27 protein-coding genes are annotated in these 25,982 nt (G+C 72.4%); 15 read left to right on the top strand and 12 right to left on the bottom strand.

All coding sequences use genetic code 11. The features are described from left to right. Positions 1 to 93: 93 nt before the first annotated feature. Positions 94 to 951 (top strand): SAM-dependent methyltransferase, encoded by an 858-nt coding sequence (locus Cco03nite_RS16665; protein ID WP_203693014.1) that lies wholly within the window; start codon positions 94 to 96, stop codon positions 949 to 951. A 44-nt stretch (positions 952 to 995) separates the two neighbouring features. Here Cco03nite_RS16665 and Cco03nite_RS16660 read toward each other — a convergent pair whose 3' ends face one another. From Cco03nite_RS16660 to Cco03nite_RS16640, 5 genes are all read right to left on the bottom strand, one after another. Then, positions 996 to 1,610, bottom strand: coding sequence for a dihydrofolate reductase family protein (locus Cco03nite_RS16660; RefSeq protein WP_203693013.1), 615 nt, complete (start codon positions 1,608 to 1,610; stop codon positions 996 to 998). Between the two features lie 51 nt (positions 1,611 to 1,661). Next, on the bottom strand, positions 1,662 to 1,949 hold the full coding sequence (locus Cco03nite_RS16655) for a DUF1905 domain-containing protein (RefSeq protein WP_203693012.1): 288 nt from the start codon (positions 1,947 to 1,949) through the stop codon (positions 1,662 to 1,664). Between the two features lie 34 nt (positions 1,950 to 1,983). Next, on the bottom strand, positions 1,984 to 3,591 hold the full coding sequence (locus Cco03nite_RS16650) for an alpha/beta hydrolase family protein (protein ID WP_203693011.1): 1,608 nt from the start codon (positions 3,589 to 3,591) through the stop codon (positions 1,984 to 1,986). 115 nt (positions 3,592 to 3,706) lie between these two features. Further along, a complete protein-coding gene (locus Cco03nite_RS16645) occupies positions 3,707 to 4,159 on the bottom strand; it encodes a DUF3291 domain-containing protein (RefSeq protein ID WP_203693010.1) in 453 nt (150 codons plus the stop codon). A gap of 31 nt (positions 4,160 to 4,190) precedes the next feature. Then, complete coding sequence (locus Cco03nite_RS16640; protein WP_203693009.1) at positions 4,191 to 4,817, bottom strand: helix-turn-helix transcriptional regulator; 627 nt, start codon at positions 4,815 to 4,817, stop codon at positions 4,191 to 4,193. Positions 4,818 to 4,962: 145 nt separating this feature from the next. Between Cco03nite_RS16640 and Cco03nite_RS16635 the strand changes: the two genes are divergently transcribed. Then, positions 4,963 to 5,646, top strand: coding sequence for a hypothetical protein (locus Cco03nite_RS16635; protein ID WP_203693008.1), 684 nt, complete (start codon positions 4,963 to 4,965; stop codon positions 5,644 to 5,646). A 61-nt stretch (positions 5,647 to 5,707) separates the two neighbouring features. Here Cco03nite_RS16635 and katG read toward each other — a convergent pair whose 3' ends face one another. The 3 genes from katG to Cco03nite_RS42875 form a co-directional block, all read right to left on the bottom strand. Beyond that, positions 5,708 to 7,939, bottom strand: coding sequence for a catalase/peroxidase HPI (gene katG / locus Cco03nite_RS16630; RefSeq protein WP_203693007.1), 2,232 nt, complete (start codon positions 7,937 to 7,939; stop codon positions 5,708 to 5,710). Positions 7,940 to 7,975: 36 nt separating this feature from the next. Continuing rightward, positions 7,976 to 8,392 (bottom strand): Fur family transcriptional regulator, encoded by a 417-nt coding sequence (locus tag Cco03nite_RS16625; RefSeq protein ID WP_425546905.1) that lies wholly within the window; start codon positions 8,390 to 8,392, stop codon positions 7,976 to 7,978. Positions 8,393 to 8,663: 271 nt separating this feature from the next. Beyond that, a complete protein-coding gene (locus tag Cco03nite_RS42875; protein WP_275412046.1) occupies positions 8,664 to 8,795 on the bottom strand; it encodes a hypothetical protein in 132 nt (43 codons plus the stop codon). A 200-nt stretch (positions 8,796 to 8,995) separates the two neighbouring features. Here Cco03nite_RS42875 and Cco03nite_RS16620 point away from each other — a divergent pair, with 200 nt between their 5' ends. Together Cco03nite_RS16620 and Cco03nite_RS16615 are read left to right on the top strand one after the other, a co-directional pair. After that, the gene (locus Cco03nite_RS16620) at positions 8,996 to 9,679 is read left to right on the top strand and encodes a hypothetical protein (protein ID WP_203693005.1); all 684 of its coding nucleotides are present in this window, start codon (positions 8,996 to 8,998) and stop codon (positions 9,677 to 9,679) included. An 87-nt stretch (positions 9,680 to 9,766) separates the two neighbouring features. Further along, a complete protein-coding gene (locus tag Cco03nite_RS16615; RefSeq protein WP_203693004.1) occupies positions 9,767 to 10,249 on the top strand; it encodes a hypothetical protein in 483 nt (160 codons plus the stop codon). Positions 10,250 to 10,289: 40 nt separating this feature from the next. On the opposite strand, the gene Cco03nite_RS16610 is transcribed toward Cco03nite_RS16615, so the two are convergent. After that, on the bottom strand, positions 10,290 to 11,156 hold the full coding sequence (locus tag Cco03nite_RS16610) for an alpha/beta fold hydrolase (RefSeq protein WP_203693003.1): 867 nt from the start codon (positions 11,154 to 11,156) through the stop codon (positions 10,290 to 10,292). A 184-nt stretch (positions 11,157 to 11,340) separates the two neighbouring features. Between Cco03nite_RS16610 and Cco03nite_RS16605 the strand changes: the two genes are divergently transcribed. Then, complete coding sequence (locus tag Cco03nite_RS16605; protein ID WP_203693002.1) at positions 11,341 to 12,843, top strand: class I SAM-dependent methyltransferase; 1,503 nt, start codon at positions 11,341 to 11,343, stop codon at positions 12,841 to 12,843. Between the two features lie 22 nt (positions 12,844 to 12,865). Here the strand turns inward: Cco03nite_RS16605 and Cco03nite_RS16600 are convergent, their stop codons facing one another. Continuing rightward, entirely contained in the window at positions 12,866 to 13,651 is a 786-nt protein-coding gene (locus tag Cco03nite_RS16600) for a hypothetical protein (protein WP_203693001.1), read from the bottom strand. A gap of 90 nt (positions 13,652 to 13,741) precedes the next feature. On the opposite strand from Cco03nite_RS16600, the gene Cco03nite_RS16595 reads away from it, so the two are divergent. The 3 genes from Cco03nite_RS16595 to Cco03nite_RS16585 all read left to right on the top strand — a co-directional run bounded on the left by Cco03nite_RS16595 (position 13,742) and on the right by Cco03nite_RS16585 (position 15,849). After that, positions 13,742 to 14,398: a DUF998 domain-containing protein gene (locus Cco03nite_RS16595; RefSeq protein ID WP_203693000.1), complete on the top strand. Its 657-nt coding sequence runs from the start codon at positions 13,742 to 13,744 to the stop codon at positions 14,396 to 14,398. Between the two features lie 67 nt (positions 14,399 to 14,465). Further along, complete coding sequence (locus Cco03nite_RS16590) at positions 14,466 to 15,170, top strand: GNAT family N-acetyltransferase (RefSeq protein ID WP_203692999.1); 705 nt, start codon at positions 14,466 to 14,468, stop codon at positions 15,168 to 15,170. Positions 15,171 to 15,249: 79 nt separating this feature from the next. Next, positions 15,250 to 15,849 (top strand): hypothetical protein, encoded by a 600-nt coding sequence (locus Cco03nite_RS16585; protein WP_203692998.1) that lies wholly within the window; start codon positions 15,250 to 15,252, stop codon positions 15,847 to 15,849. Between the two features lie 194 nt (positions 15,850 to 16,043). Here Cco03nite_RS16585 and Cco03nite_RS16580 read toward each other — a convergent pair whose 3' ends face one another. Next, entirely contained in the window at positions 16,044 to 16,547 is a 504-nt protein-coding gene (locus tag Cco03nite_RS16580; protein WP_203692997.1) for a helix-turn-helix domain-containing protein, read from the bottom strand. Positions 16,548 to 16,762: 215 nt separating this feature from the next. On the opposite strand from Cco03nite_RS16580, the gene Cco03nite_RS16575 reads away from it, so the two are divergent. The 7 genes from Cco03nite_RS16575 (at position 16,763) to Cco03nite_RS16545 (ending at position 24,806) form a co-directional block, all read left to right on the top strand. Further along, on the top strand, positions 16,763 to 18,169 hold the full coding sequence (locus Cco03nite_RS16575; protein WP_203692996.1) for an MFS transporter: 1,407 nt from the start codon (positions 16,763 to 16,765) through the stop codon (positions 18,167 to 18,169). Positions 18,170 to 18,252: 83 nt separating this feature from the next. After that, positions 18,253 to 18,786: a hypothetical protein gene (locus Cco03nite_RS16570; RefSeq protein WP_203692995.1), complete on the top strand. Its 534-nt coding sequence runs from the start codon at positions 18,253 to 18,255 to the stop codon at positions 18,784 to 18,786. A gap of 8 nt (positions 18,787 to 18,794) precedes the next feature. Further along, a complete protein-coding gene (locus tag Cco03nite_RS16565; RefSeq protein WP_203692994.1) occupies positions 18,795 to 19,808 on the top strand; it encodes a hypothetical protein in 1,014 nt (337 codons plus the stop codon). Between the two features lie 18 nt (positions 19,809 to 19,826). Further along, entirely contained in the window at positions 19,827 to 21,137 is a 1,311-nt protein-coding gene (locus tag Cco03nite_RS16560) for a Dyp-type peroxidase (protein WP_203692993.1), read from the top strand. A gap of 20 nt (positions 21,138 to 21,157) precedes the next feature. Further along, complete coding sequence (locus tag Cco03nite_RS16555; protein ID WP_203692992.1) at positions 21,158 to 22,027, top strand: bile acid:sodium symporter family protein; 870 nt, start codon at positions 21,158 to 21,160, stop codon at positions 22,025 to 22,027. Positions 22,028 to 22,035: 8 nt separating this feature from the next. Continuing rightward, on the top strand, positions 22,036 to 22,794 hold the full coding sequence (locus tag Cco03nite_RS16550) for an MBL fold metallo-hydrolase (RefSeq protein WP_203692991.1): 759 nt from the start codon (positions 22,036 to 22,038) through the stop codon (positions 22,792 to 22,794). Further along, positions 22,782 to 24,806 (top strand): phage holin family protein, encoded by a 2,025-nt coding sequence (locus tag Cco03nite_RS16545; RefSeq protein WP_203692990.1) that lies wholly within the window; start codon positions 22,782 to 22,784, stop codon positions 24,804 to 24,806. The genes Cco03nite_RS16550 and Cco03nite_RS16545 overlap by 13 nt, the downstream gene beginning before the upstream one ends. Here the strand turns inward: Cco03nite_RS16545 and Cco03nite_RS16540 are convergent. Beyond that, positions 24,803 to 25,849 (bottom strand): questin oxidase family protein, encoded by a 1,047-nt coding sequence (locus Cco03nite_RS16540; RefSeq protein ID WP_203692989.1) that lies wholly within the window; start codon positions 25,847 to 25,849, stop codon positions 24,803 to 24,805. The genes Cco03nite_RS16545 and Cco03nite_RS16540 overlap by 4 nt on opposite strands. Between the last annotated feature and the right edge of the window lie 133 nt (positions 25,850 to 25,982).

Genomic DNA, 25,982 nt, shown 5'->3' with positions numbered 1-25,982 from the left:
CGGCGCGGCATCGACGGAATCGCCTGCGGTGCAAGCGAAGCGGAGCCTTCGCCGTCGCGCGGGAACAGGCGCGAGCGTTTACAGTAAGCGGCCATGACCTCCCAGGCGGATACGGCGGCGGGCACTGAGCGGGTGCGCCGTTACTACGACAACAACGCCGCCGCTTTCGAGCGGCTCGGGCAGGGCGGCGCGTCCATCCACCGCGCCGTCTGGGGTCCCGGTGTGGCGACCCGGGCGCAGGCCTTCCACCACGTCGACGAGCTGCTGCTCGACACGCTGCCGCCGGACCTGGCCCGACCGTCCGTAGTGGACCTGGGCTGCGGGCTCGGCGCGAGCCTGCTGTACCTGGCGGGGCAGACCGACCTGACCGGCGAGGGCATCACCATCAGCCCGGCGCAGGCGGCGCGGGCCACCGAGCTGATCGCCGAGGCCGGCCTGGCCGAGCGGGTGCGCTGCCGGGAGGGCGACTTCCTGGCCGTGCCCGAGGACCTGGCCGGGACCGCCGACCTGGCCTTCTCCATCGAGGCGTTCATCCACAGCCCCGACGCCGACGGCTACTTCCGCGAGGCGGCCCGCACCCTGCGCCCCGGCGGCAGGCTGGTGGTATGCGACGACTTCCTCACCTCCGCGGCCACGCCCGACTCGCCGAAGGCGGCCCGGCGGATGGCGGAGTTCCGCACCGGCTGGCACGTGGGCTCGCTGCTGACGGTCGGCCAGGTGCGCACCGCGGCCGCCGCGCACGGCCTGGAACTGGTCCGCGACCTCGACCTCACCCCGTACCTCGAACTGCGCCGCCCGCGCGACCGCTGGATCAGCGCGCTGCTGGCGGCGGGCCGCGTGTTCCGCCCGACCGGCCTGTACTGGCAGTCACTGGTCGGCGGCGACGCGCTGCAGTGGGCGCTCATCCACGACCTGCTCAGCTACCGCTTCCTCGAACTGCGCCGCCGCTGACCGGGGCGGCCCGCCCGCACAGCGGGCCTGCCCCGGCCTGCGCGTCACTCGACCGTCATCGAGCCGTACGCCGGCACCCCGGCAAGTTCCAGGGTCTGCACCGTCACGCCGGTCGGCGTCGACCTGAGATCGGCCAGCCGGAAGCTCGACGGCGTACGCCCCTCGGCGAACAGCCGTAGCCCCGAGCCGAGCACGACCGGGAACACGATGAGCCGGATCATGTCGATCAGGCCCGCGTCGAACAGGGTCTGCGCGAGCGCGCCGCTGCCATGGATCTGCAGCTCGCGGCCGGGCTGCTCCTTGAGCTTGGCGACCTCGGCCACCACGTCCCCACCGAGGACCGTGCTGTTGTGCCAGTCCGGGCTGGTCAGCGTGCGTGACGCGACGTACTTCGGCAGCGTGTTGAGGGCCTTCGCGATCGGGTCGGCCGGGTCGGTGGACTTCGGCCAGGCCTCGGCGAAGATGTCGTAGGTGCGCCGGCCGAGCAGGAACGCGTCGACCTCGCCGAAGACACCGGTGATGAACTCGCCCAGGGTGTCCTCGAAGAACGGCACCACCCAGCCGCCGTGCCGGAAGCCGTCGGCGGTGTCCTCCTCCGGGCCGCCCGGACCCTGGTAGACGCCGTCGAGGGTCACGAACTCCGTGAGTGTCAATCTCATACCCGTGATGACGAGCCGGAGGCCCGGAAGTCATCGGTCCGGGCCGGAATCTCAAGCGTCGACGTTGAGCCGGACCGTCACCGTGTCACCGGCGTCGAGCTGCTCGGCCCGGCGCACCACCGCCTTGACGGGCACGATGTAGCGCCCGTCCTTGGGGAACAGCGAGGTGGTCCAGCCGGTCGTGCCGATCCGGGCGGTCACCGGGATCATGCCCCAGCCGTAGCTGACCTGCGACGACGCGTCTTCGAGCGCCGGGCAGTGCTCGTCGGGCACGGTCACGAAGTACCAGGGGGCGGGGCCTCGCCAGAACCAGATCTCACCGCTGAACTCCAGGTCCATCGCGCCAGGATAGCCAGCCCCGCCGACATCACGGTCAGGACGAGGGTCCACGGGGGACCTTGCCTCGGTTCCGCGACCCGGCGGCGGCGGGTTCACGGTGGATCGACGGCTGTGCGTGGTCGCCCCCGGCAGGAACCTGGCCGCCCTTCTTGCGGGACCCCCGACCGCGGCCGTTCGCCTTCGCGGGCGGAGCGACCGGGGCCGGCGGCGCAGCGGACAGCGCGGGCGGAGCGGCCGGGGCGGGCGGAGCGGCCGACGGTACCGGCGGTGGCTCCGCGGACCGCGTCGCCGGCGGCGTTTCGACGGGCCGCTCCGATGCCGGCGGTTCCACCGGCTCGGCTGCCGGCAGCGGCCCCCGGTTGATCCGGCCGTCGCCGTCGATCAGCCACTGCTCGGACGGGAAGGCGTCGCCGCGCACCCGGGCCGCGAGCCAGTCCGCGACCAGGCCGGACGGGGACGGTCCCAGCCGGGCCGACGGCACGCCGCCGATGTGGTGCGGCGAGTCCTGATAGACCACCAGCTGCCGGGGGCCCTGCACCGCGTCGAGCAGGGCGCGGGTCCACTCGACCGGGCTGAGCTCGTCGTCCTCCCCGACGACCGCGAGGTACGGCATGCGGATCTGCTCCGCGCGCCCCTGCCAGGTCAGCGTGCGGGTGAACCGGTCGAACTCCGCCTCGTCGGTGTGCCCGGTCATGTACATGAAGCGCATCTTGTAGGCCGGGGACGCCTGCTCGAACACGGTCGTCCAGCCCGGTTCGTGGTGGACCTCCATGACCGCGCAGGCGCGGAGCCGGGGCTCGTGGGCGGCCACGACGGTCGCCGCGAACGAGCCGAAGCCGCTGCCGGCGATCACGACCCGTGCCGGGTCGAGTTCGGCGCGCCCGGCCAGCCAGTCCAGGCAGGCCGGGCCGACCTGCGCCCAGGCGGGCATGCTGAAGTGGGTGCCGAGCATCGCGCACTCGTACTGGCCGGGTCCCTCGATCGCGAGCACGGCGAAGCCGCGGCTGAGGAAGCGGTCGCCGTGCAGGGCGACCGTCGCCTCCTTGGCGCTGTCGAGGTCCGGCACCACGACGGCCACGGGCAGGCGGCCGCCGGTATGGCCGGGCGGCAGGTGCAACCAGGCCGGCAGCGAACCGCGGTGGGTGCCGGGGAACGGGATCGACACCGCTTCGACGTGGTGGTCGGCCAGCGCTGCGTAGCGGGCGTAGCAGGCGCGTTTGCGCTCGTGGTGGCCCCGGCCGGCGTCGTCGTCGGCGTGGCCCGGCCACTGGGCCGCGCTCCAGTGCACGGCCGCCATGAAGTAGTTCTCGCGCGCGGTGACCAGGTCGCCCATGGCCTCGGCGGTGCGGGCCCGGTCCTCGCGGTGGCGGGCGGTCGCGGCGAACGCGGGCGCGATGGCGTCGTAGGTCCGCGCGCTGCGGCGTACGGCGGCGAAGTCGGCGGCGGCGTCGATGCCGCAGGCAGCGTTCCAGTGCACCGATCGGGGGTGGTCCCAGTCGACGCCGTGCTCGGCGATCGCGGCCGCCCAGCGCTCACGTTCGGTGACCCAGCGCCGGACCGGCGGCGTCGTGCCTCCGGCGGGTGCGAGCTGATCCACGGTACTGCCGGCCGCCCTGGTCTGGTCGGCGAGAATCCTGTCCATCCCGGCTCCTCTCCCTGCCGACCACCCTGCCCTGACTCGGCCGTCGAAGTGACCGATTCAGGCACATCTGGCGTAAATCGGCACACGGAGCCGGCGCTCGCCGGTCCGGCCCCGATCAGGCGGGCGCGTCGACCGGGTCGCGGAAGTCCTTGAAGGTGAACGCGTCCGGCCCGGGACCGCGCTCACCGAGCAGCGCCAGGCGTGCCATGCCCTCCGCGGCGGTCGGCAGGCACCCGTCGGGGACCCACCACATCACGCTGTGGACCTCCACCGACCGCTGGAACCACTCCCGGCGCCGCTGCAGCACGGCCAGGTGACGGGTTCGGTACACGTAGTCCCACAGGTCCTGCCGGGTACGCCAGACCGACATGTTGATCAGCAGGTCGTCGCCGAAGTCGTGCCGGTAGGTCACCGCCGAGTCGGTCTCGGACTCCTTGAGCCGCCACACGAACCCGGGCGCGGCGTCGGCCAGCGCGTTGATCGGTTCCAGGAGCGCGACGAACTCGGCCACTTCCGGGGCGTCGATCGGCGCGACCAGGCGCCCGACGTTGAGCTGCGCGAGATGCATGGATCGAGCAGACCATCCCGCCGCTTCTATGTCAACGAGTATTGTTTTTAGAGAAGGACACGCAGCACTCCCCCGGCCGCGGGTCCAGCTCCGCGCTCGCGTCGCCACCCGCGATCCCCCTGCACAGCGCCAGGTTCATCGCACACACGAGCAGCGGCTCCGCCTCGGCGACCTGCCGGAAAGGACAGTTGCGCAGGCGCACCCGGTCGCCGTCGGCATAGGGCTCGTAGCCGCGTTCGCGCAGCGTCGCCAGCCACCCGCCGGGCTCGTGCAACCGCTCGCCCGCGGCGGCCGCCACCGCCACCGCCCGGTCGTCCGCGTCCAGGCCGTGCACCACCTCGGCGAGCAGCGCCGCCAGCTGCTCGTAGTCACGATGCGGCAGCGTGACCTTGCGCACGGCCCGCGCCCGGCGGTAGACCTTGGCCGGACGCCCGCCGCCCGGACCGGGCCTGGCCTCGGTCAACCGCATGAAGTCGACCTCCAGCAGGCCGGCCTCGGCGAGCCTGTCCAGGTGGAAGGCCGCGAGGGTACGCGAAACCCCGGCCTCCTGCGCCGCCTCGTTGCGCCCGACGGCCCGGCCCTGGGCGACGACATAGTCGTAGAGCGCCCGGCGCACCGGGTCGTGCAGCGCGGCCACCGCGTCGAGATCGTCGGTCACACCTCGAAGTGTGCCTCACCAGGCAGCGCGCCGATCGCTGGTGCTCCCGGGCTCAGCGAACCGCCGGGAGGGGCCGGCTGTGACCCTGATCTGATGTGGACCCGCTGCGTGGTGTGCCGTTGCGCGCCCGTGTGAGACTCCTGGGGTGACGCTGCCTCCACCGCAGAATCCCCCCGGTTACCCCGGCGCCGCCCCCTGGCAACCAGGCGTGGGCCCGCCGCCACCACCGAAGAAGAGCAACACTCCCCTGATCATCGGCCTGATCGTCGGCGTGGTGCTGCTGTGCGTGATCGGGCTCTGCGGGGGCGGCGTGGTGTACAACCTCGTCAACGACGACAGCCCGGCGGCCTCGCCGTCGCCGTCGCAGGCCGGCCGCCCGTCCCCGTCCGACCGGTACTCGCCGCCCGCGGAGGTCCCGACCACGGAAGCCGTGCTGCCCGCGCCCGCCTCCGTCGGCGACTGCATCACCGTCGACAAGACCGGCGACTTCCTGGGGCTCGGCAACTGCAACGGCACGCGCGGCACCTACCGGGTGCTGTCCGTCGACCGCGCTCAGGGCACCTGCTCCGACCCCGACGGGCCGTGGATCACCACCGACGGCTACCGGCTCTGCCTGGAGCTGTACCTGGTGCGCAACTACTGCTACATCCTGCCGACGGACACCGAGTTCGCGGTCGCCGCGCCCAAGTGCAAGGCCAAGGGCACCGTGCACATCATCGACATCGTGCGCGGCGGGTCCAACGGCGACAAGTGCACCAACGACTACAAGTGGAACCACTGGTACCGGTTCCTGCACCCGACGGTCGTCTACTGCGTCATGCGGTACTGACCCCCGACAGCGGCGAAGCCCGCCGGTGTCCGTACACCGGCGGGCTTCGTCGTCCTCAGGATCAGGCGAGGTCGAACCGGTCCAGGTTCATGACCTTGACCCACGCCGCGACGAAGTCGCGCACGAACTTCTCCTTCGCGTCGTCGCTGGCGTAGACCTCGGCCAGCGCCCGCAGCTCGGAGTTCGAGCCGAAGACGAGGTCGGCGCGGCTGCCGGTCCACCTGACCGCACCGGTGGCGAGGTCGCGGCCCTCGAAGGTCTCGGCGTCGGCCGACGTCGCCGTCCACGCGGTGCCCAGGTCGAGCAGGTTGGCGAAGAAGTCGTTGGTCAGCGACCCGGGGGTGTCGGTGAACACGCCGACCGTGGACTGCTTGGTGTTCGCGCCGAGCACCCGCAGGCCGCCGACCAGCACGGTCATCTCGGGCGCGCTCAGGGTGAGCAGGTTGGCCCGGTCGAGCAGCAGGTACTCGGCCGGCAGGCGGTTGCCCTTGCCGAGGTGGTTGCGGAACCCGTCGGTGGTCGGCTCCAGCGCCGCGAACGACTCCGCGTCGGTCTGCTCGGCCGACGCGTCGGTGCGGCCCGGCGTGAACGGCACCTCGACCGGGTGGCCCGCGGTCGCGGCGGCCTGCTCGACGGCGGCGGACCCGGCCAGCACGATCAGGTCGGCCAGCGAGACCTTCTTACCGCCGGTCTGGGCGGCGTTGAACGCGGCCTGCACGCCCTCCAGGGTGTGCAGCACCCGGGCCAGCCGGTCGGGGTCGTTGACCTCCCAGCCGCTCTGCGGCTGCAGGCGGATGCGGGCGCCGTTCGCGCCGCCACGCTTGTCGCTGCCGCGGAACGTCGACGCCGACGCCCACGCGACCGAGACCAGCTCCGACACCGACAGCCCCGACGCGAGCACCTGCGCCTTGAGGGCGGCGACGTCGGCGGCGTCGACCAGCTCGTGGTCCACGGCCGGCACCCGGTCCTGCCAGATCAGCGCCTCGGCCGGGACCTCCGGGCCGAGGTAGCGGGCGATCGGGCCCATGTCGCGGTGGGTCAGCTTGAACCAGGCGCGGGCGAACGCGTCGGCGAACGCGGCCGGGTCGTCCTTGAAGCGGCGCGCGATCGGCTCGTACACCGGGTCGAAGCGCAGCGACAGGTCGGTGGTCAGCATGATCGGGGTGTGGCTCCTGGCCGGGTCGTGCGCGTCGGGCACGGTGCCCGCGCCCGCGCCGTCCTTCGGCTTCCACTGCTGCGCGCCGGCCGGGCTCTTGAACAGCTCCCACTCGTACCCGAACAGGATCTCGAAGAAGCTGTTGTCCCACGCGATCGGCGTGTTCGTCCAGGCGCCTTCCAGGCCGCTGGTGATGGTGTCGCCGCCCTTGCCGCTGCCGAAGCTGTTCTTCCAGCCCAGGCCCTGCTCCTCCAGCGTCGCGCCCTCCGGCTCCGGGCCGACGTGGTCGGTGGTGCCCGCGCCGTGGGCCTTGCCGAAGGTGTGGCCGCCGGCGATCAGCGCGACGGTCTCCTCGTCGTTCATGGCCATGCGGCCGAACGTCTCGCGGATGTCGCGGGCCGCGGCGATCGGGTCCGGGTTGCCGTTCGGGCCCTCCGGGTTGACGTAGATCAGGCCCATCTGCACGGCGGCGAGCGGGTTCTCCAGCTCGCGGTCACCGGTGTAGCGCTGGTCGCCGAGCCAGGTGGTCTCCGGACCCCAGTAGACGTCGGCGTCGGGCTCCCAGACGTCGGGGCGGCCGCCGGCGAAGCCGAAGGTCTGGAAGCCCATCGTCTCCAGCGCGACGTTGCCGGTCAGGATCATCAGGTCGGCCCAGGAGATCTGCTGGCCGTACTTCTTCTTGACCGGCCACAGCAGGCGGCGGGCCTTGTCCAGGTTGCCGTTGTCCGGCCAGCTGTTCAGCGGCGCGAAGCGCTGCATGCCCGCGCCGGCGCCACCGCGGCCGTCGCTGATGCGGTACGTGCCCGCGCTGTGCCACGCCATACGGATCATGAACGGGCCGTAGTGCCCGTAGTCGGCCGGCCACCAGTCCTGCGAGGTCGTCAGCACCTCGGCGATGTCCCGCTTCACGGCGGCGAGGTCGAGGCCGGCGAACGCCTCGGCGTAGTCGAAGTCCTCGCCCAGCGGGTTGGCCACGGCCGGGTTCTTGGCCAGGATCTTCAGGTTGAGCTGGTTGGGCCACCAGCCGCGGTTGCCGTCACCCTGGGTCGGGTGGGGCGCGCGTCCGTGCGCCACCGGGCAGCGCGACTCGGCGCCCGCCTCGGCGTCGTGGACGACGGCTTCGTGGTTCTCAGACATCGGATTCCTTCCGTGACTTGCGGGGGATCGGGTGGATCAGGAACTGCCTGCGGTGGAACAGCCGGGGCAGCGGCCCCAGTAGACGACCTCGGCCTCGTCGATCGCGAAGTCGCCGCCGGGCGCGGTCAGGCAGGGCGCGTCGCCGACCGCGCATTCGACGTCGGCGATGAGCCCGCAGGACCGGCAGACCATGTGGTGGTGGTTGTCCCCGACCCGGGCCTCGTAGCGGGGCACCGAGCCCGCGGGCTGGAAACACCGCACCAGGCCCGCGGCGGTCAGGGCGCGCAGCGAGTCGTACACCGCCTGGTGCGAGACCTCACCGCGCACGGCACCGATGATCGAGTCGGTGTCGGCGTGCGGAGCCGCGAACACCGCGCGCAGCACCGCCGTGCGGGGACGGGTCACCCGCAACGCGGCTCCGCGCAGCAGCTGCTCGAAGTCCGGGGTCGTCACCACGCCCCGTAGTCTGCTGCCTTTTCTGGAATGAGTCAAGAAAAAGAGTTGATCTTAGGTTGCCGTCGTCGCAGCACGCCGCCGTCGAGGGCGGCCAGTTCCCCGGAGCCGCGGTGCCTGCGGCTGGGCGTGAAGCCCGGCAGGACTCCCGTACGCTCACCGGTCGCCGGATCTCAGACCTCCAGACCCTCGGGCGCTGCGGCGTAAAGGCGCGTGTCGTCGGCGAACAGGTTCCCGGCCGGCCCCGGGAACACCGCCTCCTGCCGACCCGTCACCGCGTCGAAGATCCGGACGCGCCGGTCAGCAGCCGGACATGGCTCGCACTCGCGTCGCCGCCGAGCAGATGCCGGCACATCCGGCCGGTTCCGGCGTAGGCGGCATGGCCGCACGGCAGCAGATCCACGGCGGCATCGTGCCAGAACGGGCGACATCGCCACCACGGCATTCCGCGCGAGCCATGGCGGCGCTCCAGCCGGTCACCAAGGGGAAATCAGGCGCTATTGGACGGGATGCCCTCTCGGAACCCGCCGGACGGCTGATACTGCGCCGCATGCGTGGTACGGCAGCCTGGGAGGCTGCCGCCCCCGCGACTCGAGGAGGACCGTGCTCGACTTCGAAACGCTGCTGACGTCGTTCCTCTTCTGCCTTGTCCTCGGGCTGGTGCTGATCGCCGTCGCCGGCTCCGGCCAGGGCCGCGGCCTGGACCGGCGAGAGCGGGGCAGGAAGCGGCGCGAGGCGGACCTCGCCGCCGCGGAGCTGTTCTACGCCGTGCAGGGCGAATTTCACGGCGCCTGGCAGGAGTGGACGGCCGTACGCCGGCAGACCTTCCGCGCCGCCGACCGCGAGCAGCACCGCTGGACGCTGTTCGGACGCGCCGCCGCAGCCGAGGCCCGGGTGGAAGCGCTGGTCACCAGGCTGGCCACGGAGCGCCACCTCACCGACCGGGAACGCGTCCTGCTCGGCTGCTACCGCCAGGCGTACCGGACGCTCGGCAGCTGCCTGGAGGCCGACCTTCCGCTCGGCGTCGTCCTGCGCCGCCAGCCGGACGGCGGGATCCTGCCCGCCGACCACGAGGTCTGGGCCGGCTCGCAGACCGACTCGATGCTGACCTTCACCGAGCTGGCCACGGCGGTCGGCGCGCTGATCGCCGCGTCGGGCGTCGTGCCGCCGGAAAGCCACGCCCGAGCCTCCATGCGCGTGATCACCAGTGACGAGTTCGAGAGCCCCGCCTGGGTGCCCCGCGCCCGCACCGCCCTGGACGAGTCGCCCAGCGGGCGGCGGGGCTGACGGAGCGGCCCGGCGGCACCCTCGGCCTGTCGGTGGGGAGCGGCATGATCCGGGGCGAACTCATCCGCTCGCCGCAGGGAGACCACCGTGAACGACGGCCGTGCCGACTTCGACTTCATCTTCGGGCGGTGGCGGGTGCGCAACCGCAAGCTGCGCGACGTCGCCGATCCGGCCTGCGCCGAGTGGGTCGAGTTCGACGCCACCGCCCAGGCCGAGCCGATCCTCGGCGGGCTCGGCCACGTCGACCGCATCTGGACCGAGGCTCCGCCCGGCGGGCAGCCGTTCGAGGGGTTCACGCTGCGGCAGTTCGACCCGCAGGCCCGGGTCTGGCGGATCTGGTGGGCGTCCAGCCGCAACCCCGGCCACCTGGACCCGCCCGTCGAGGGCGCCTGGCGGGACGGGCGGGGCGTCTTCGAGTGCGAGGACGTGCTCGGCGGCCATCCGGTCAAGGTCCGCTTCGAGTGGACCCGGGACGGCATGGACGCCGCCCGGTGGCAGCAGTCGTTCTCGTACGACGAGGGCCTGACGTGGCGGTTGAACTGGGTCATGGACCTGTCCCGCACGGCCTGACCGGGCGGGACGGCGATGTGGCCGCCCCGCCCGCGGAACCTCAGACGTTCTCGGCGAGCACCTCGCGCAGCTTCGCGGCGAACTCCGCCGGCTTTCCGGGCATGCCGAACTCGCCGCCCATGAAGCCGCCGTGGTTGCTGGGGAACACGACCGCGGTGGCGCCGAGCCGCTCGGCCAGCGCGACCCCGCCGCGGTGGGCCATCGTGCCCGCTGACTCCTCGCCGACGGCCGGCACGATCGTGGTCGACGCCGCACGCAGGGCGTCGAGGTCGGGCTCGTAGTGCGTGCAGCTGATCAGGTTCTGGCCCAGCAGCACGTCGTCGCGGGAGCCGTCGTCCTCGGCCGGCATGCCGAACTGCGCCGGGTCGGGCGCGACGGCGTAGTCGGCCGGGAACTCGCCCTGGTGGCCGACCGCGGCGATGAAGGCCGCCATGCCCGCGCCGGAGCCTTTCGCCTGGTACGTGTCGCGGATGAACCGGATCGCGGCGAGCGCCTGCTCCCGGTCGGGCAGCAGCGTCCCGACCGGCGGCTCGTGGGCGACCAGGACGCGCACGTCGGCCGGGTGCCGGGCGACCAGCGCCAGCGTGTTGACCGCGCCGCCGCTGCTGGCGAAGACGTCGACCGGTCCCCCGCCGAGTTCGGCGATCAGCCGGTGCAGGTCGTCGGCGTGCACGTCGGGAGTCGACTCGCCGGCGTCGGCGGTGCGGACGCTGCGCTCCGCGCCCCGCGGGTCGTAGGTGACCACGGTGCGGTCGGGGAAGAACCCGGCGAGCGTGGTGAACCCGCGCGCGTCCATGGGCGAGCCGATCAGCAGCAGGGCCGGCTCGGTGGTGTCGGCGTTCTCGCGTACGTCGTAGTGCAGGACCGCGCCGGGAACGTCAAGGGTGTGGGTCTTCGCGTCAGCCATCGGTGTCACTCCTTCTCGGGTCATGTCCGGGTAGACCGCCGCCGCCCGGGAAACTCATCGGTGCGGGGCCGAGAACTTCCGCGGCGTCGCCGAAACGGGCAAATGCCCCGGCCAGCATAATCCCGCGGCGGGATCGCGAACCCGCGGTGCGCGGACCGGCAGCCGCGTGCGGTATCAAGTCCGGATGGAATTCGTGCTGTTCCCCGGACGCCACCACCTGCTGACCCGGTTCCAGGCCGAGCGGCTCGTCGAGCTGGCCGCCCGGCACGGCGCGACCGTCGTCTGGGCGGTGACCTCGGCCAACCACGACAACACCCGCCGCAACCCGGTCCCGTACCACCGGCGCGAGGCGGCCATCGAGCGGTTCAGCGCGACCACCGGCCTGCGCTCGGTGGTGGTGCCGGTCTTCGACATGCCGCCGACACCCCGGTTCGCCGAGGTCACGATCAAGAACATCACCGCCGCCACCGGTATCGAGCTGAGCCCGCACAACACCGTGGTGGCCTGCTCCACCCCCGACGTCGCCGCGCTGTACGAGCGGCTCGGCTTCCCGATCGACCCCGTCGAGGCCGGACAGTCCCCCGCCGCCGAACGCCCCTGGGACGTCCTGCTGCGCCTGGCCGCGGGCGACGAGAGCTGGCGTGAGCTGGCACATCCCGCGACCGCCGACGTGTTCGACCGCTACCGCCTCGCCGAGACGGTGCGCACCGTCGTCAACGACCCGGTCGTCGGCGACGAGGGCGGCCTGACCGCGACCCGCGACTACCGCGCCTACGTGGAGGCCTTCGCCGACAGCGCCGCCCGCAAGTGGGCCGCGGCCCGCGAGCACGTGCAGCCCGGCCGGGTCGTCGACATCGGCTGCGGCGCGGGCGCGGTGCTCGAACTCGCCGACCGCGAACCGGCCCTGCGCGAGAGCGACCTGATCGGGGTCGAGGTCGCCCGCCACCTGTTCGACGAGTGTGTGCACCGCAAGGCCCAGGGCGTATTCCGCAACCCCAACGTGTTCTTCTACCGCCGCAACGTGCTCGGCGGGGCGGTGTTCCCGGCCCGTTCGATCAACACGACGCTGACCTTCGCGCTGACCCACGAGATCTGGTCGTACGGCGACCAGGAGAAGTCGCTGCGCGCCTTCGCCCAGGCCATCTACGAGCACACCGTGCCCGGCGGAGTCTGGATCAACAGCGACGTCTGCGGCCCCGACGAGCGCGACCGGCAGGTGCTGCTGCGCCTGGAACGCGGCGACGGCGCGAACCCCGACCGGCCACGCACCGACCTGGCCGGCCTGCCGTCCGCGCAGGTCGCGGCGTACGTCGCCGGGCTGTCCACGCGGGCCCGCTTCGACCAGTTCACGGTCGACTTCGCCTTCGGCGTGCCGCACACCTCCGCCGGTGACACCGTCCGGCTGTCGCTGAGCGACGCCATGGACTACCTGACCCGCAAGGACTACACGGCGAGCTGGCTGGCCGAGACCCGCGAGCAGTTCTGCGGCCTGGCGTACGCGGACTGGCGGCGCCTGCTCACCGACGTCGGCTTCGAGCTGGACCCGGCCTCGGCGACCAGCCGCAACGACTGGATCGTCGACAACCGGATCGCCCCGGTCGCCGGGCTCACCGACCTCGACGGCGCCCCGCTGGACTGGCCGGTGACCCACCTGCTGCTGGTCGCCCGCCGCCCGCTGAACTCCTGACCCCGGGACGCGCCCGGCGGGGTCAGCGGATCCGGCCGCCTTCGGTGACCAGCCACTCGCCGGTCTCCCAGTCGTTCGGGCCGCCCTCGCCCCGGTAGCAGAGGTCGAACCGGATGCCGAGATCCGGCCACGGGTGGCGCACCGGGACGACGCGGAAGATGTCGTCCAGACCCGGGAACGTCAGCCCTTCCGGCTCGGGGAACAGCAGCTCCAGCTCGGCGCGGGCCAGGTCGGTCCACAGCGCGATCTGCCACGACGTCTGGGTGAGCCGCTGCTCGCGTACCAGCTCGAAGCGGGGTTCGCGGCCGACCACGAAGTCGGCGATGTCGTCGGCGAGCTCCTGCGGCGTCGCGGGCAGCACGAACGGCCACTGCTCGCCGGTGGGGTAGCGGTACATCGCCGACGCGGCGGCGACCGCGCCCACCAGGTCGTCCCACTGCTCGGCGGAGGTGCCGACGGGCAGGTTCACCCCCGTGTGATCCACCCGGCGGACGTGGCCGGCCAGGCGTTCGACCAGGTCCGGCAGCTCGACCCGGGCGGGCAGGACGACCACTTCGGTCCCCGGCCCGGTCACGAGGCCGATGACCTGTTCGTCGTCCAGGGCGACCTCGGGCGCGGGCACGTCGGCCAGCGCGAACGTCGTCACCGGACGGGCGTCACCGGACCACGGCGGGGTGAGCGTCAGGCGGTCGGCCGCATCTGTCGCGGCGTACGGCACGTCGGCGAGCAGCAGCCGCAGCCCGTCGAGGAAGCCACGCGACTCGGCCGTGTCGGGCAGCCGGAAAGTGATCTCGGAAAGCCGGTCCATGCGCTCGACCGTAACCGCGCCCACGCCGATCGCGGTACGACAATTTGCCGCCCGACGCGCCTGTCGGCTGGTGGGTCTAATCTCGACACCGTGAGACAACGGCTGGGTGCGGCCTGCTGGATGCTGACGGTCGCCTACTTCCTGGTGCAGCCGGTCGTCGCGGCCGCCTGGGATCCGGCGTACAGCTTCACCGACAACACGATCAGCGATCTCGGCAATGCGATATGCACGACCTCGGACGAATCGTGGCGGCCCGGGGTCTTCCTCTGCTCGCCCAGGCACGTGCTGATGAACATGACCTTCGTGCTGGTCGGCCTGTGCACGACGGTCGGGGCGCTGACGACCCGGGCCTGGTGGCCGCGGCACCGCCTGGCGGGGTCGGGACTCGCGCTGATCGCCGTAAGCGGCGTCGGCGCCGTGCTGGTCGGCCTCGCGCCCGGTGACGTGAACATGCCGCTGCACCTGGTCGGGGCCGGGTTGCAGTTCCCCGCCGCGCTCAGCCCGCTGCTGCTCGGCCTCGCCACACCCCCTGAGCGGCCTCGCGAGCGGGCGTTCTCGCTCACGATGGGCGTCGTCGGGATCGTCGGTTGCGTGCTGTTCGCCAGCGGGCTGCATCTCGGGCTGGGCGTCGGCGGCGCCGAACGGCTCGGCTTCGACCCGCTCACCGTCTGGACCGTCGTACTCGGCGCGGTGATCTGGCGGGCCGGCTCAGTCCGGCGGCCATCCCGGTGGCGTCTGTCGCATTAGAATCCATTCACGACCGTGAGTGTCGGGCTGGAGTCCGCCCCGGCCCTCGCAGCGACTGGGGACCGCCATGGCCGATCCGCTCGACGACCCCGTGCGATCCGCGCTGACCGGCCCGCACGCCCACCTGGCGCAGCGGCGGGGCCGCATCCTGCGTTACCCGCCGGAGCTGTCGAGGTTCATCGCGATCCCGCATCCGACGACCGCCGAGGACTGGGCCGACGCCGCCGCGCTGGTCGGCCCCGAGCGGGCCCCGATCGCCGGGATCGTCGTCGCCCCGCACGACGGCTGGAAGGTCACCGGCGTCGGGCCGGGGCTGCAGCTCGTCGAGCACGACGTCGAGCCCCGGCACGACGACGAGGCGGTGCGGCTCGGCCCGGCGGACCTGCCCGAGATCGTGGCGTTCGTCGCGCGGCACCGCAACGGTCGCCTGTTCACGCCGCGCACCCTCGAACTGGGCACCTACCTGGGCATCCGCCGTGGCGGAGTGCTGGTGGCGATGGCCGGGGAGCGTCTGCGGCCGGTCGGCTGGAACGAGCTCAGCGCCGTCTGCACCGACCCCGCCCACCGCCGCCAGGGCCTGGCGATGCGGCTGGTCCGCGCGCTGATCGCCGGGATGCGCGACCGCGGCGAGCAGGCTTTCCTGCACGTCAGCGACGGCAACCCCGGCGCGCTGGCCATGTACGAGCGGCTCGGTTTCCGGTTGCGGCGGCCGATCACCATGGGCTCGGTGCACATCCCCGAACAGTACGTTCCGCAGCGCGGCCCGGCCTGAACGGCCGCGGGCGCTAGGCGCCGTCTCGCGAATCATGCCTGTTCACCCCGGCTGGATCGGCACGCCTACGCTGCACGCCATGACCGAGCAGAACGCCGCGATTCACAGCCCTCGCACCCGCCGTCCGGGCATCGCGGCGGCCGTGTTGGCCGCCGGGGTGGCGGTGGCGCTGCTTGCTGCCTGGCAGTGGACGGCTCGGGCGTACGAACTGACGCGGGGCTCCTCGAGCGACGGAACCGGCGGTGTGGAGCACGTCACCAACGGGGTCTGGGAGACATGGCTCCCGCTGCACCCGGCGAAGACCAACCCGCTCACCTTCTCCGTGCGGAATTCGGGACCTGTTCCCATCACCGTCACGGCCGTGGGCGGGGACAGCTCCATATACGGCGTCGAAGAGGCCGTCATGCTGGTCGAGCCGACAATGCCGTGCTGCCTGCCCGAGCACGGTGTGCCCTTCAGCCCGGTGGACCTGCCCGTCGGCAAGGAGCTGACCCTGTTCCTGACCATCCGGCCGGTCGCGCAGCAGCCGTGCACCCTTGCCCGAGTCGGCTCCATACAGGTGCGGTTCAGTGTCCTAGGCGTCGACCGCGAGCAACGGATGCCCTTGGGCCCGGTGGTCGTGTTCGACAACACGGGTCCAGACTGCGGCGGAGTGACTTACACCGTCTCCGAGCCCTGACCAGCAGGTAACCGGCCGGCGTGGCGATCCGGGCCAACCTGCCCGTCGCCGCACGCAGCCTGGCACCGAGCGCCGTCGGCGTGCTGAGCCGCCCACGGGCCGCCGGCGCTCAGCCGGCTTCGCCGAGTCGTGCGTGGTAGTCGATCCACTGATCCGCGACGCGGCTCGCAGCACGTGCTCCAGTTGGTCGCGCCTCACGCCATCCGCTCCAGGCGCCAGCGCTCGGCGAACGCGGCCAGCACAGCCTGGCGGGTGCTTTCGGGCAGCACGCCGGCAAACGGCGAGTTCTGACGCAGTTCGGCGGCGTCACGGCTGCGCGACGTCAAGACCTCGAGGACAGCCTCGACGCCGGTGTCGAGAACCTGCCGCCAGCGTTCGAGCCACATCGCCGCCATACCGTCCGGGTGTACACGCTTGAGCCGGCGCAGGTTCTCGGCGGCGTCCGCGAGCACCTTGTCAGGATCGGCGACGAGGCGGCCGGCCACGGCACGGTGCAGCCACAACGACTTGAGCTGGTCGCGGGTCAGTTCGGGGCGCAGCAGCGCGAGCACATCCGCCCGGTCGAGCCGCCGGTGTGTGCCCACCCTGACGAAGGGCAGGATCCCTCGCTCGCACAGGTCGACGACATGCTGGCGTGACGAGCGCAGCAGCGCGGCCGCCTCGGTCGTCGTCAGCAGGTCGTGGTGGCCGCTTTCCATACGTCGACCATGCCGCAACAAACACCAAAAACGCAACAGCAAGTGTGGTGACCACGAAAGCATCACACGATTTCCCTCATCCTCAATTCTTTGCGATATAGCGGCATGAATCAGGCGGCCTTAATACGCTGTAGGGCACCCGCGGCCCGAGATCGGGCGCATGGGAACCGGCTGCTCGATGCCGCCCACGCGGACGGGCGATCGAGGAGGTACCCATGACCGCGGCCCGATCCGCCGCCGCCGGGCCGCCGGCGGGGGCGTTGCGGCAGATGCTCGTGCCGCTCGCGCTGGCGCAGTTCATCTGCAGCTTCGCCGGCTCGAACATGAACGTGATGATCAACGACATCAGCCAGGACCTGAACACGACCGTGCAGGGCGTCCAGATCGCGATCACGATCTTCCTGCTGGTGATGGCGGCCCTGATGATCCCGGGCGGCAAGCTGACCGACCGGTACGGCCGGAAACGCTGCTTCCTCGCCGGCCTGATCCTCTACGGCATAGGCGCGCTGCTCAGCGCCGTGTCTCCCGGGCTGGGGGTGCTCATCCTCGGCAACTCGATCCTGGAGGGCGTCGGCACCGCGCTGCTCATCCCGCCCGTCTACATCCTCACCACGCTGCTGTTCAGCGGGGTGGCCGCGCGGGCCAAGGCGTTCGGGGTGATCAGCGCGATGGGCGGCGTCGGCGCGGCGGCGGGGCCGCTCATCGGCGGCCTGATCACCTCGGCGCTGAGCTGGCGCTGGGCGTTCGTGTTCCAGGCCCTGGTCATCCTGGTGATCATCATGCTGGGCCGCAAGGTGCTCGACCCGCTGCCGCCGGACCCGACCCGGCCGTTCGACACCCGCGGCGCGGTGCTGTCGGCGGCCGGGCTCATCCTCGTCGTGGCCGGCATCCTCGCCGCCGACGACAACGTGTGGCTGATGCTCGGCCTGATCGCCGCGGGCGTGCTGCTGCTGTTCCTGTTCTTCCGCTGGGTGCGCACCCAGGAGCGGGCCGGGCGCGAGCCGCTTCTGTCCACCGCGCTGTTCCGCAACCGCACCTCCAACCTGGGCCTGATCACCCAGAACGCCCAGTGGCTGATCCTGATGGGCACCTCGTTCACGGTGGCGGCATACCTGCAGGTGGTCCGGGGTTACGACGCGATCCAGACCGGCATCATCTTCACCGCCGCCACGGTCGGCCTGCTGGCCTCGTCGCTGGCGGCCGAGCGGCTGGCCAAGCGCCGCCCGCAGCGCACGCTGATCCAGGCGGGTTTCGTGCTCACCGCGGTCGGCGTGCTGGTGCTGCTCGCCCTGGTCGCCGGGACACCGGGGGTCTGGGCGTTCGCGCCCGGTCTGCTGCTCATCGGGCTCGGGCTGGGGCTGATGCTGACCCCGTCGGTCAACGTGGTGCAGTCCAGCTTCGGCGACGACCTGCAGGGCGAGATCTCCGGGCTGTCGCGCAGCGTGTCCAATCTCGGCTCGTCGCTGGGCACGGCGGTGGCGGGCACCATCCTCGTCGCGGGCATCACCGCCACCCCCGGCCGGGCGTACGGGCTGGCCATGGCCGTGCTCGCCGTCGTGGCGCTGGCCGGGCTGTTCGCGGCCGCGAAGCTGCCGAGGACGGCCGCGCCCTCAGCGCCCTGATTCGCCCGTGTTCCACCCGTTATCTGGAGATAATCGGCTGGTCGCCTCCGTGATCACGGGGTGCGCCCGCGACGGGAGACGCTATGGAGATCAAACCTGCGGCAATGGTGATCCCCAAGGACACCAGTCACCTCGAGCAGGGCAAGTACGGCCCGGTCTTCCCCCGTACGCCCGCCTGCTACGGATTCACGATCATCGCGAAGGTGAAACCCGGTCACGCCGACGCGATCCGCGGGTACGGCGGCACCCTGGCCAAGGCGCTGGAGACCGACCCGTACCTGCTGGGGCCGCTGAAGCTGCACTACCTGCGCTGGGTGCTGTTCGACGACGACACCCGGTTCATGTACCAGGGCATCTTCGACACCGACTTCGACAAGTACACCGAAGACGCGGTGATGCTGTTCCGCAAGGCCGGGGTCGACACCGTCTTCGAGCACCTGGAGGGCTTCCCCGAGGACTGGAAGACCAACACCGAGGCGTTCGTACGGTTCGTGCGCGAGCACCAGTGCAACAGCTTCATGGAGTACGGCGAGTACCCGTACGTCACCGCCGACGAGATCAAGAAGGCGCTGAACGTCAAGAACGCGCTGTCGCAGATGCTCGACCAGCTGCAGTGAGGAACTCGATGACCGACCAGCGCCCCGCCCGCGTCTACAACACCCGCCACCAGCCCCGCCCGTACACGCCGGGACGGCGGCGGGTCAGCATCTACGTGGCGTGGAGCTATCCGGCCGAGGCCGGGCGCAACCCGGCCGAGCTGGACAACCGCTTCTCCACGATGACCGAGGTGCGCCGGGTCACCTGGCCCGCTTACGAGGACCCGAAGTGGTCCGACCCGATGCGCTTCCAGCAGGGCATCGCCGGTGCGCTGGAGCTCTTCTTCTGGGCCTGGGTGCCGTTCCAGGACTTCGTCGCGGAGACCACCGGCCACCCGGTGGCGATGTACCAGCGCGTCGACCAGGCGGGCGTGGTGACGCCGCTCGACGAGCGGGTGCTGGCCGACACCGACACGCTGTTCGTCTTCGGGCTCGACCACATGATCACCGGCCAGGACGCCACCGCCGAGGAGGTGGCCGCGCTGCGCGAGTGGACGGCCCGGGAGGGCACCCGCCTGGTGCTCGGCCCGCACCACGACGTCGGCGCGGGCGACGACCTGGGCGTACGCGACGTGGAGTACCACCACCACGGCGACGCGCTCGTGCCGCGGCAGCAGCGCTTCGGCCGGTACACCCGATCGCTCATGGAAGGGCTCGGCGTGCCGGTGGAGAACCGCTACGGCCTGCGCCCCGCCGTGTCCGAGCCCCGGCGCATCGCCCCGCTGTCGATCGACCGCGACCTCGACACCAAGGGCTGGCTGGCCGACGTGACCAGCTTCAACTTCCACATGCACCTGCCGCACTACGCCGTGACGACCGACGACCAGCAGGCCGTACGGGTGCTGGGCCGCCAGCCCATCGACCTGTCCCGGCCGCATCCGTTCACCGAGGCGGGCAACACCGAGTTCAACATGTTCCTGTGGCTGCCGCCCACCGGCGAGCGGGCCGGCGACATCCTGATGGCCGACTCGACCATCTTCAGCACCCTGTTCGGCGCCGACGACAGCCTGCGCAACTTCTGGCGCAACATCGTCACGCTCTAGCGGCACGGGAGGCGGGGCGTGGAGCTGCACGACATCCAGCGCGGGGTGCTCAGCCCCCGCCCGTCACCGTACGCGGCGACGTACATCCTGTTCCGCGTCGACGACCGGGCCGACGGCCGGGAGCTGATGCGCCGGGTCGCCGCCGTGGTCACCAGCGCCGCCGACACGATCAGCCCGCTGGGCGAGACCTGGGTCAGCGTCGCCGTCACCTACCGCGGCCTGCGGGCGCTGGGCGTGCCGCAGCCGGCGCTGGACACCATGGCCTGGGAGTTCCGCCAGGGCATGGCCGCTCGCGCCACCGCGCTGGGCGATACCGGCGACAACGCTTCCGAACACTGGGAGACACCGCTGGGCAGCCCGGACGTGCACGTCGTGCTGGTCGCGCTGGCTCCGGACACCCCGACCCTCGAAGCGGCGATCGACCGGGCCCGGCCCGCGTACGAGCAGCTCGCCGGGGTGACCGCGATCTGGCGGCAGAACTGCCACGCCCTGCCCACCGAGACCGAACCGTTCGGCTACCGCGACGGCATCAGCCACCCCGCCGTCGACGGCAGCGGCATCGCCGGGTCCAACCCGCTGGAGCAGCCGCTCGCGGCCGGCGAGTTCGTGCTCGGCTACCCCGACGAGCTCGGCGGCGTGCAGACCACCACCCCCGACGTGCTCGGCCGCAACGGCAGCTACGTCGCGTTCCGCAAGCTGCGCCAGGACGTGGCCGCGTTCCGGCGCTTCCTGCGCGACAACTCGGCCGACGTCGACGAGCAGGAGCGGCTGGCCGCCAAGCTGATGGGCCGCTGGCGCAGCGGGGCCCCGCTGGCCCTGTGCCCGCAGCACGACGACCCCGAACTCGGCGCGGACCGCGAGCGCAACAACGCCTTCCTGTTCCGCGACGACGACCCGGACGGCTTCGCCACCCCCTGCGGCAGCCACGTGCGCCGGGCCAACCCGCGTGACTCGGCCGTGGCCGGCGAGCCCCGGCTGCACCGCATGATCAGGCGCGGCACCGCGTACGGGCCGCTGCTGCCCGAGGGAGTGCTCGACGACGACGGCGCCGACCGCGGCCTGATCTTCGCGTTCGTCGGCGCGCACCTGGGCAGGCAGTTCGAGTTCGCGCAGACGCAGTGGATGAACGACGGGGTGTTCTTCGGCGGCGGCAGCGCCCGCGACCCGATCGTCGGGCTCGGCGAGGGGCTGTCCGACTACACGATCCCCCGCCGCCCGGTGCGGCGGCGGCTGGCGGAGGTGCCGCGCTTCGTCACCACCCGCGGCGGCGAGTACGCGTTCATACCGGGCATCAGCGCCCTGCGCTGGCTCGGCGAGCTCACCGACTGACCCACCAGGCAGGAGACCACGTGGACACGCTGCAGCTGCTGCTCAACGCGATAACCGTGATCTTCATTTCGTCCACCATGTTCGCCGCGGGCCTCGGCGCGACCGTGCCCGCTTTGCGCCGGGCGTTCACCGACGTTCCGCTGCTCGTGCTGGTGCTGCTGGCCAACCTGGTCGTGATCCCGCTGCTGGGCTGGGGGCTGGCCGCCCTGTTCCAGCTCGCGACCGCGCCCTTCATCGCGCTGCTGCTTATCGCGTCGTCGCCCGGCGGGCCGTTCGGGGCCAAGCTCGGCATGATCCAGCGCGGCGACGTCACCACCGGTGCCGCCATGCAGGTGCTGCTCGCGGCCATCGGCAGCGTCACCTTCGCGTTGACCGCCAACGTCCTGCTCACGGCAGCCGACGTGGGCGGCGGTATCTCGCTCGACGTCGGGGCGCTCGTGCGTACCGTCGCGATCCTGCAGCTGGTGCCGTTCGCGATCGGGCTGCTGCTGCGCCACTACGCCGCCGACACGGCGCTGTCCTGGCATCCGGGCGCGGTCCAGGTGTCCAACGTGACGTTCCTGATCGTGCTCGCCGGGATGCTGCTGGGCAGCTGGAGCGACGTCGTCGACCTGCTCGGCTCGCGGGCGCTGCTGGCCGGGTTCCTGTTCTCCGCGCTCGCGTTCGGTGTGGGCACGCTGCTGTCCACCGGGTCGCCGGCCCGGCGCACCACCATGGGCGCCGTCACCGCCGTACGCAACCTCGGCCCGGCCCTGGCCGCGATCGGGATCGCCTTCAGCGACCAGCCCGCCGTGCTCGGCGCGCTCGCCGCCATCCTGCTCGCCGGGCTCTGCGCGGCCATTCCCATCACCGCGGCCCTCGCCCGCCGGCGCAGCGAGCCCCGGACCTGAGGCGTGCCGTGGCGTGCTCGCTGGTGTTCCTCGGCCACTCGACGGTCCTGCTCGATCTCGACGGCGTCCGGGTGCTCACCGACCCGGTGCTGCGCACCCGGCTGACGTTCCTGCGCCGGGTCGCCGCGCCGGTCGCCGCCCACCACCACGCCGACGTCGACGTCGTCGTGCTGTCGCACCTGCACCACGACCACTGCGACCTGCGCTCGCTCGCTTTGCTCGGCCGCGACGTGCGCCTCGTCGCGCCCGACGGGGCCGGGGACTTCCTGCGGCGGCGGGGCTTCCGGCAGGTGGTCACGCTGCGGGCCGGCGAGTCCCACCAGGTCGGCCCGGTGACCGTGACCGCGACCCCGGCCGTGCACGACGGCAAGCGCGAGCCGTTCGGACCCCGGGCCGCCGCGGTGGGATACCTGATCGGGTCCGGACGAACCACCGCCTACTTCGCCGGGGACACCGACCTGTTCGCCGGGATGCGTGACCTGTCCTCCGGCCTCGACCTCGCCCTGATCCCGGTCTGGGGCTGGGGACCCAACCTCGGCCCGGGGCACCTGAACCCGCAGCGTGCGGCCGACGCCGTCGCCCTGCTGCGCCCGCGCCGGGCCGTGCCCATCCACTGGGGCACGCTGTTCCCGTACGGCCTGCGGGCCTTCTACCGCGACCGGCTGCGCGAACCCGCCCGCGCGTTCGCCGCCGCCGTCGCGGCCCGCGAGCTGCCCACCGAGGTGCGGGTGCTGGCCCCCGGTGGCGGGCTGACATGGCAGCTGTGAACCTGCGCCGCCTCGGCGGCCGGCTGCGCCCGGCGATCGTGGTGCTGCTGCTCGACTGGGCGGCGCTGAGCATCGCGATCGCCGTCACGCCGGGCCTGTCCGCGAGCACCGGCTGGGACGTCCTGCTGGCCGCGGTGCTGCTCGCGATCGCCGCCGCGGTGCTGCGGCCGCTGCTCGCCACGTTCGCCGCCAGGCTCGGCTGGGCCGGTGTCGTGGCGGGCTGGCTGCTGACCCAGGCGCTGCTGGTGTACCTGGCCCTGATCCTCGCCCCGCACATCCGGGTGGACGGCTTCTGGCCCGCGTTCTGGGCGTCGTGGATCTACTCCATCCTGGTCAGCGCCGGTATGTGGCTCGTCACCGCGGGCGACAACTCGGCGATGCTGGCGCACCTGCTGCGGTCCACGAAGCAGACCCGCCGCGAGGCCGCCACGACCACGGTCCCCGGCGTACTGATGATCCAGATCGACGGGCTGTCCGCGCCGCTGGCCCGCTGGGCGATCCAGGCGGGCAACCTGCCGACGCTGACCCGCTGGATCCGCTCGGGCAGCCACACGCTGGCCGAATGGCACGCCCAGCTGCCCGCGACGACCCCCGCCAGCCAGGCCGGGCTGCTGCACGGGGCCAGCGCGCACGTGCCCGCGTTCCGCTGGCTGGAGAAGGAGACCGGCCGGCTCGTCGTCACCAACCACCCCCGCGACGCCGAGTACGTCGAGCGCGGCTTCTCCGACGGGCGCGGCCTGCTCGCCGACGGCGGGGTGAGCCTGTCCAACGTGTTCTCCGGCGACGCGCCGGTGAGCCTGCTGACCATGAGCACCGCCCGCCGGGGCGGCCGGCGCGGGCCGACCCGCGAGGTCAGCAGCTACCTCGTCGACCCGTTCGGGCTGACCCGCTCGCTGGTGCTGACCGTCGGCGAAATGGTCAAGGAGGTGTTCCAGGCCAAGCGGCAGCGGGCCCGCAACATCGAACCCCGGGTGCACCGCGCCGCGTCGTACGTGGCGCTGCGCGGCGTGACCAACGTGCTGCTGCGCGACCTCAACCTGAACCTGGCGGCCGAGCACATGATGCGCGGTGCACCGGCCCTGTACTGCGACTTCGTCGACTACGACGAGATCGCCCACCACGCGGGGCCGACCCGGGCCGAGTCGCTCGCCTCCCTGGACGGCATCGACTGGGTGCTGGGCACGCTGGAGCAGCTCGCGCGCAGCGCGCCGCGGCCGTACCAGATCGTGGTCCTGTCCGACCACGGGCAGAGCCAGGGCGCGACGTTCCTGCAGCGGTACGGCACCACGTTGGAGGCCCTGGTCCGACGGCTGATGGTGGGCGACGGCGCGGACGTGGCGACCGCGCCCGACAACGAGCAGTGGGGCCGGGTCCGGGCCCTGCTCACCGAGGTCGGCGGCGAGCAGAAGGTGGTCGGCAGACTGACCCACAGCGTGCTGGAGGCGCACGAGGAGCCGGCCGCCCCGGGGCCCGCCACGGGTGCGGAGCTGGTCGTCGTCGCGTCCGGCAACCTGGGCATGGTCTACCTCGCCCGGAAGCGCCGCCGCCTGACGCTGGAGGAGATCGAGTCCCGGCACCCGAACCTGCTGACCGGTCTCATCGCCCACCCGGGCGTCGGTTTCGTGATGGTGCGCTCCGGCTCGCGCGGACCGGTCGCCCTCGGCCGCGACGGCGTGCACCACCTCGCCGACGGGCGGATCGACGGCACGGACCCCCTCGCCCCGTTCGGCCCGCACGCGGCCGACGACCTGCGGCGGCACGACACGCTGCCGCACGTCGGCGACATCGTGCTCAACAGCCTGCTCGATCCCGTGACCGGTGAGGTGGCCGCGTTCGAGGAACTCGTCGGCTGCCACGGCGGGCTGGGCGGATGGCAGACCCGGCCGGTGCTGATCCACCCGGCCGAGTGGCCCGCGCCCGGCCCTCTCACCGGGGCGGACGCGGTCCACCGTCAACTCGTGTCCTGGCTCGACGCCCTGGGCCTGCGGACCCCGCCCGAACCGCCCGGTTAGCCCCGGACGATCAGGTCGTTGGCGTACGTGGCCACGTCGAGCACTGCCTGGTCGCCGGTGCGGCGGTGCACGTCGAGGGCGGCGTCGATGAACTTGATGCCGTGCGAGTCCTGGTCGTGCAGGCCGCGCGCCATCAGGTCGGCCGGGTCCGTGACTCCGCGAGCCGGCATCGGCCGCGCCTCGGCGGGCGAGTACGCACTGGTCACCGCCGCTGTCGCGGCCCACGCGGCCGCGATGCTCGGCTCCCACAGCGCGGCGGGCAGCACCGGCAGCACCCGCGCGATCGCGTTCGGCGCGGTCGCCGCGTGCACCAGCATCACCGGGTTGCCGTGCCCGTGCGTGCCGAACCGCAGCACCGCCGCCTCGACGATGGCGGCGACCCGGTCCGGCGCTGCGGCCTCGGCGTCGCCGGGCACGGCCCCGGCCGACTCCGCCCATCCCGGCAGGTCGGCGAGCTGCGCGAGCCGGTTGCGGATCCCGGACCGCTGGTGCGGCACCCGGGGCACCGCGTCGAGCGCCGAGCGCGGATCGCCGGCCCGGTACGGGCCCTTGCCCGCCGGTGCGAGCGGCTGCCAGCGGGCGGCCCAGTAGCCCAGGCCCGCGCCCAGCTCGGCCACCCGGGCCGGGCTCGCCTCGCCGTCCTGCTCGGCGTCGAGCAGGGCGCGCACCGCGTGCCCGACCCTGATCACGCCGTGCGTCGCCCCGGCCGCCACTCCCGGCAGCAGCCGGGGCCACCACTGGACCAGCACCTCGCGCCAGGGCCGCTCGGTGAGCTGCCGCTCGAAGAAGGTGAGCCAGTCACCGGTGCGGACCGGGTCGCCCAGCGGGTCGCGCCACTCCCCTGCCGAGATGCGCTGGATGCCGCGCGGACGTTCGGACAGCCGGTCGCGGTAGCCGTCGATCCAGGCGTGGACCTGGTCTTCGTGCCCGTGCCGGACCAGGGCCTCCGCCGCCATGGGCGCGTGGTTGGACAGCCAGCCGTCGCGCTCCGGCCCGGTGTGCTGCAGTCGCTGGTATACCTCGTCGAGTACCCCGTTTGTCATGCTCAACAGCCTCCGACTTCAAGCTGACTTGATGTCAATAGCCTCTGAGCACGCGAAAGTATCCCGAACAGCCCTGGCCGTCGCGTCATCGGACATATGCTGACCGGACAGTCCAAGATCGAGGCAGGGGTCA

Source organism: Catellatospora coxensis, from assembly GCF_016862635.1.
Taxonomy (GTDB): Bacteria; Actinomycetota; Actinomycetes; order Mycobacteriales; family Micromonosporaceae; genus Catellatospora; species Catellatospora coxensis.
Note: the sequence above shows the minus strand (reverse complement) of the source record. Positions and strands in the feature narration are given on the sequence as shown.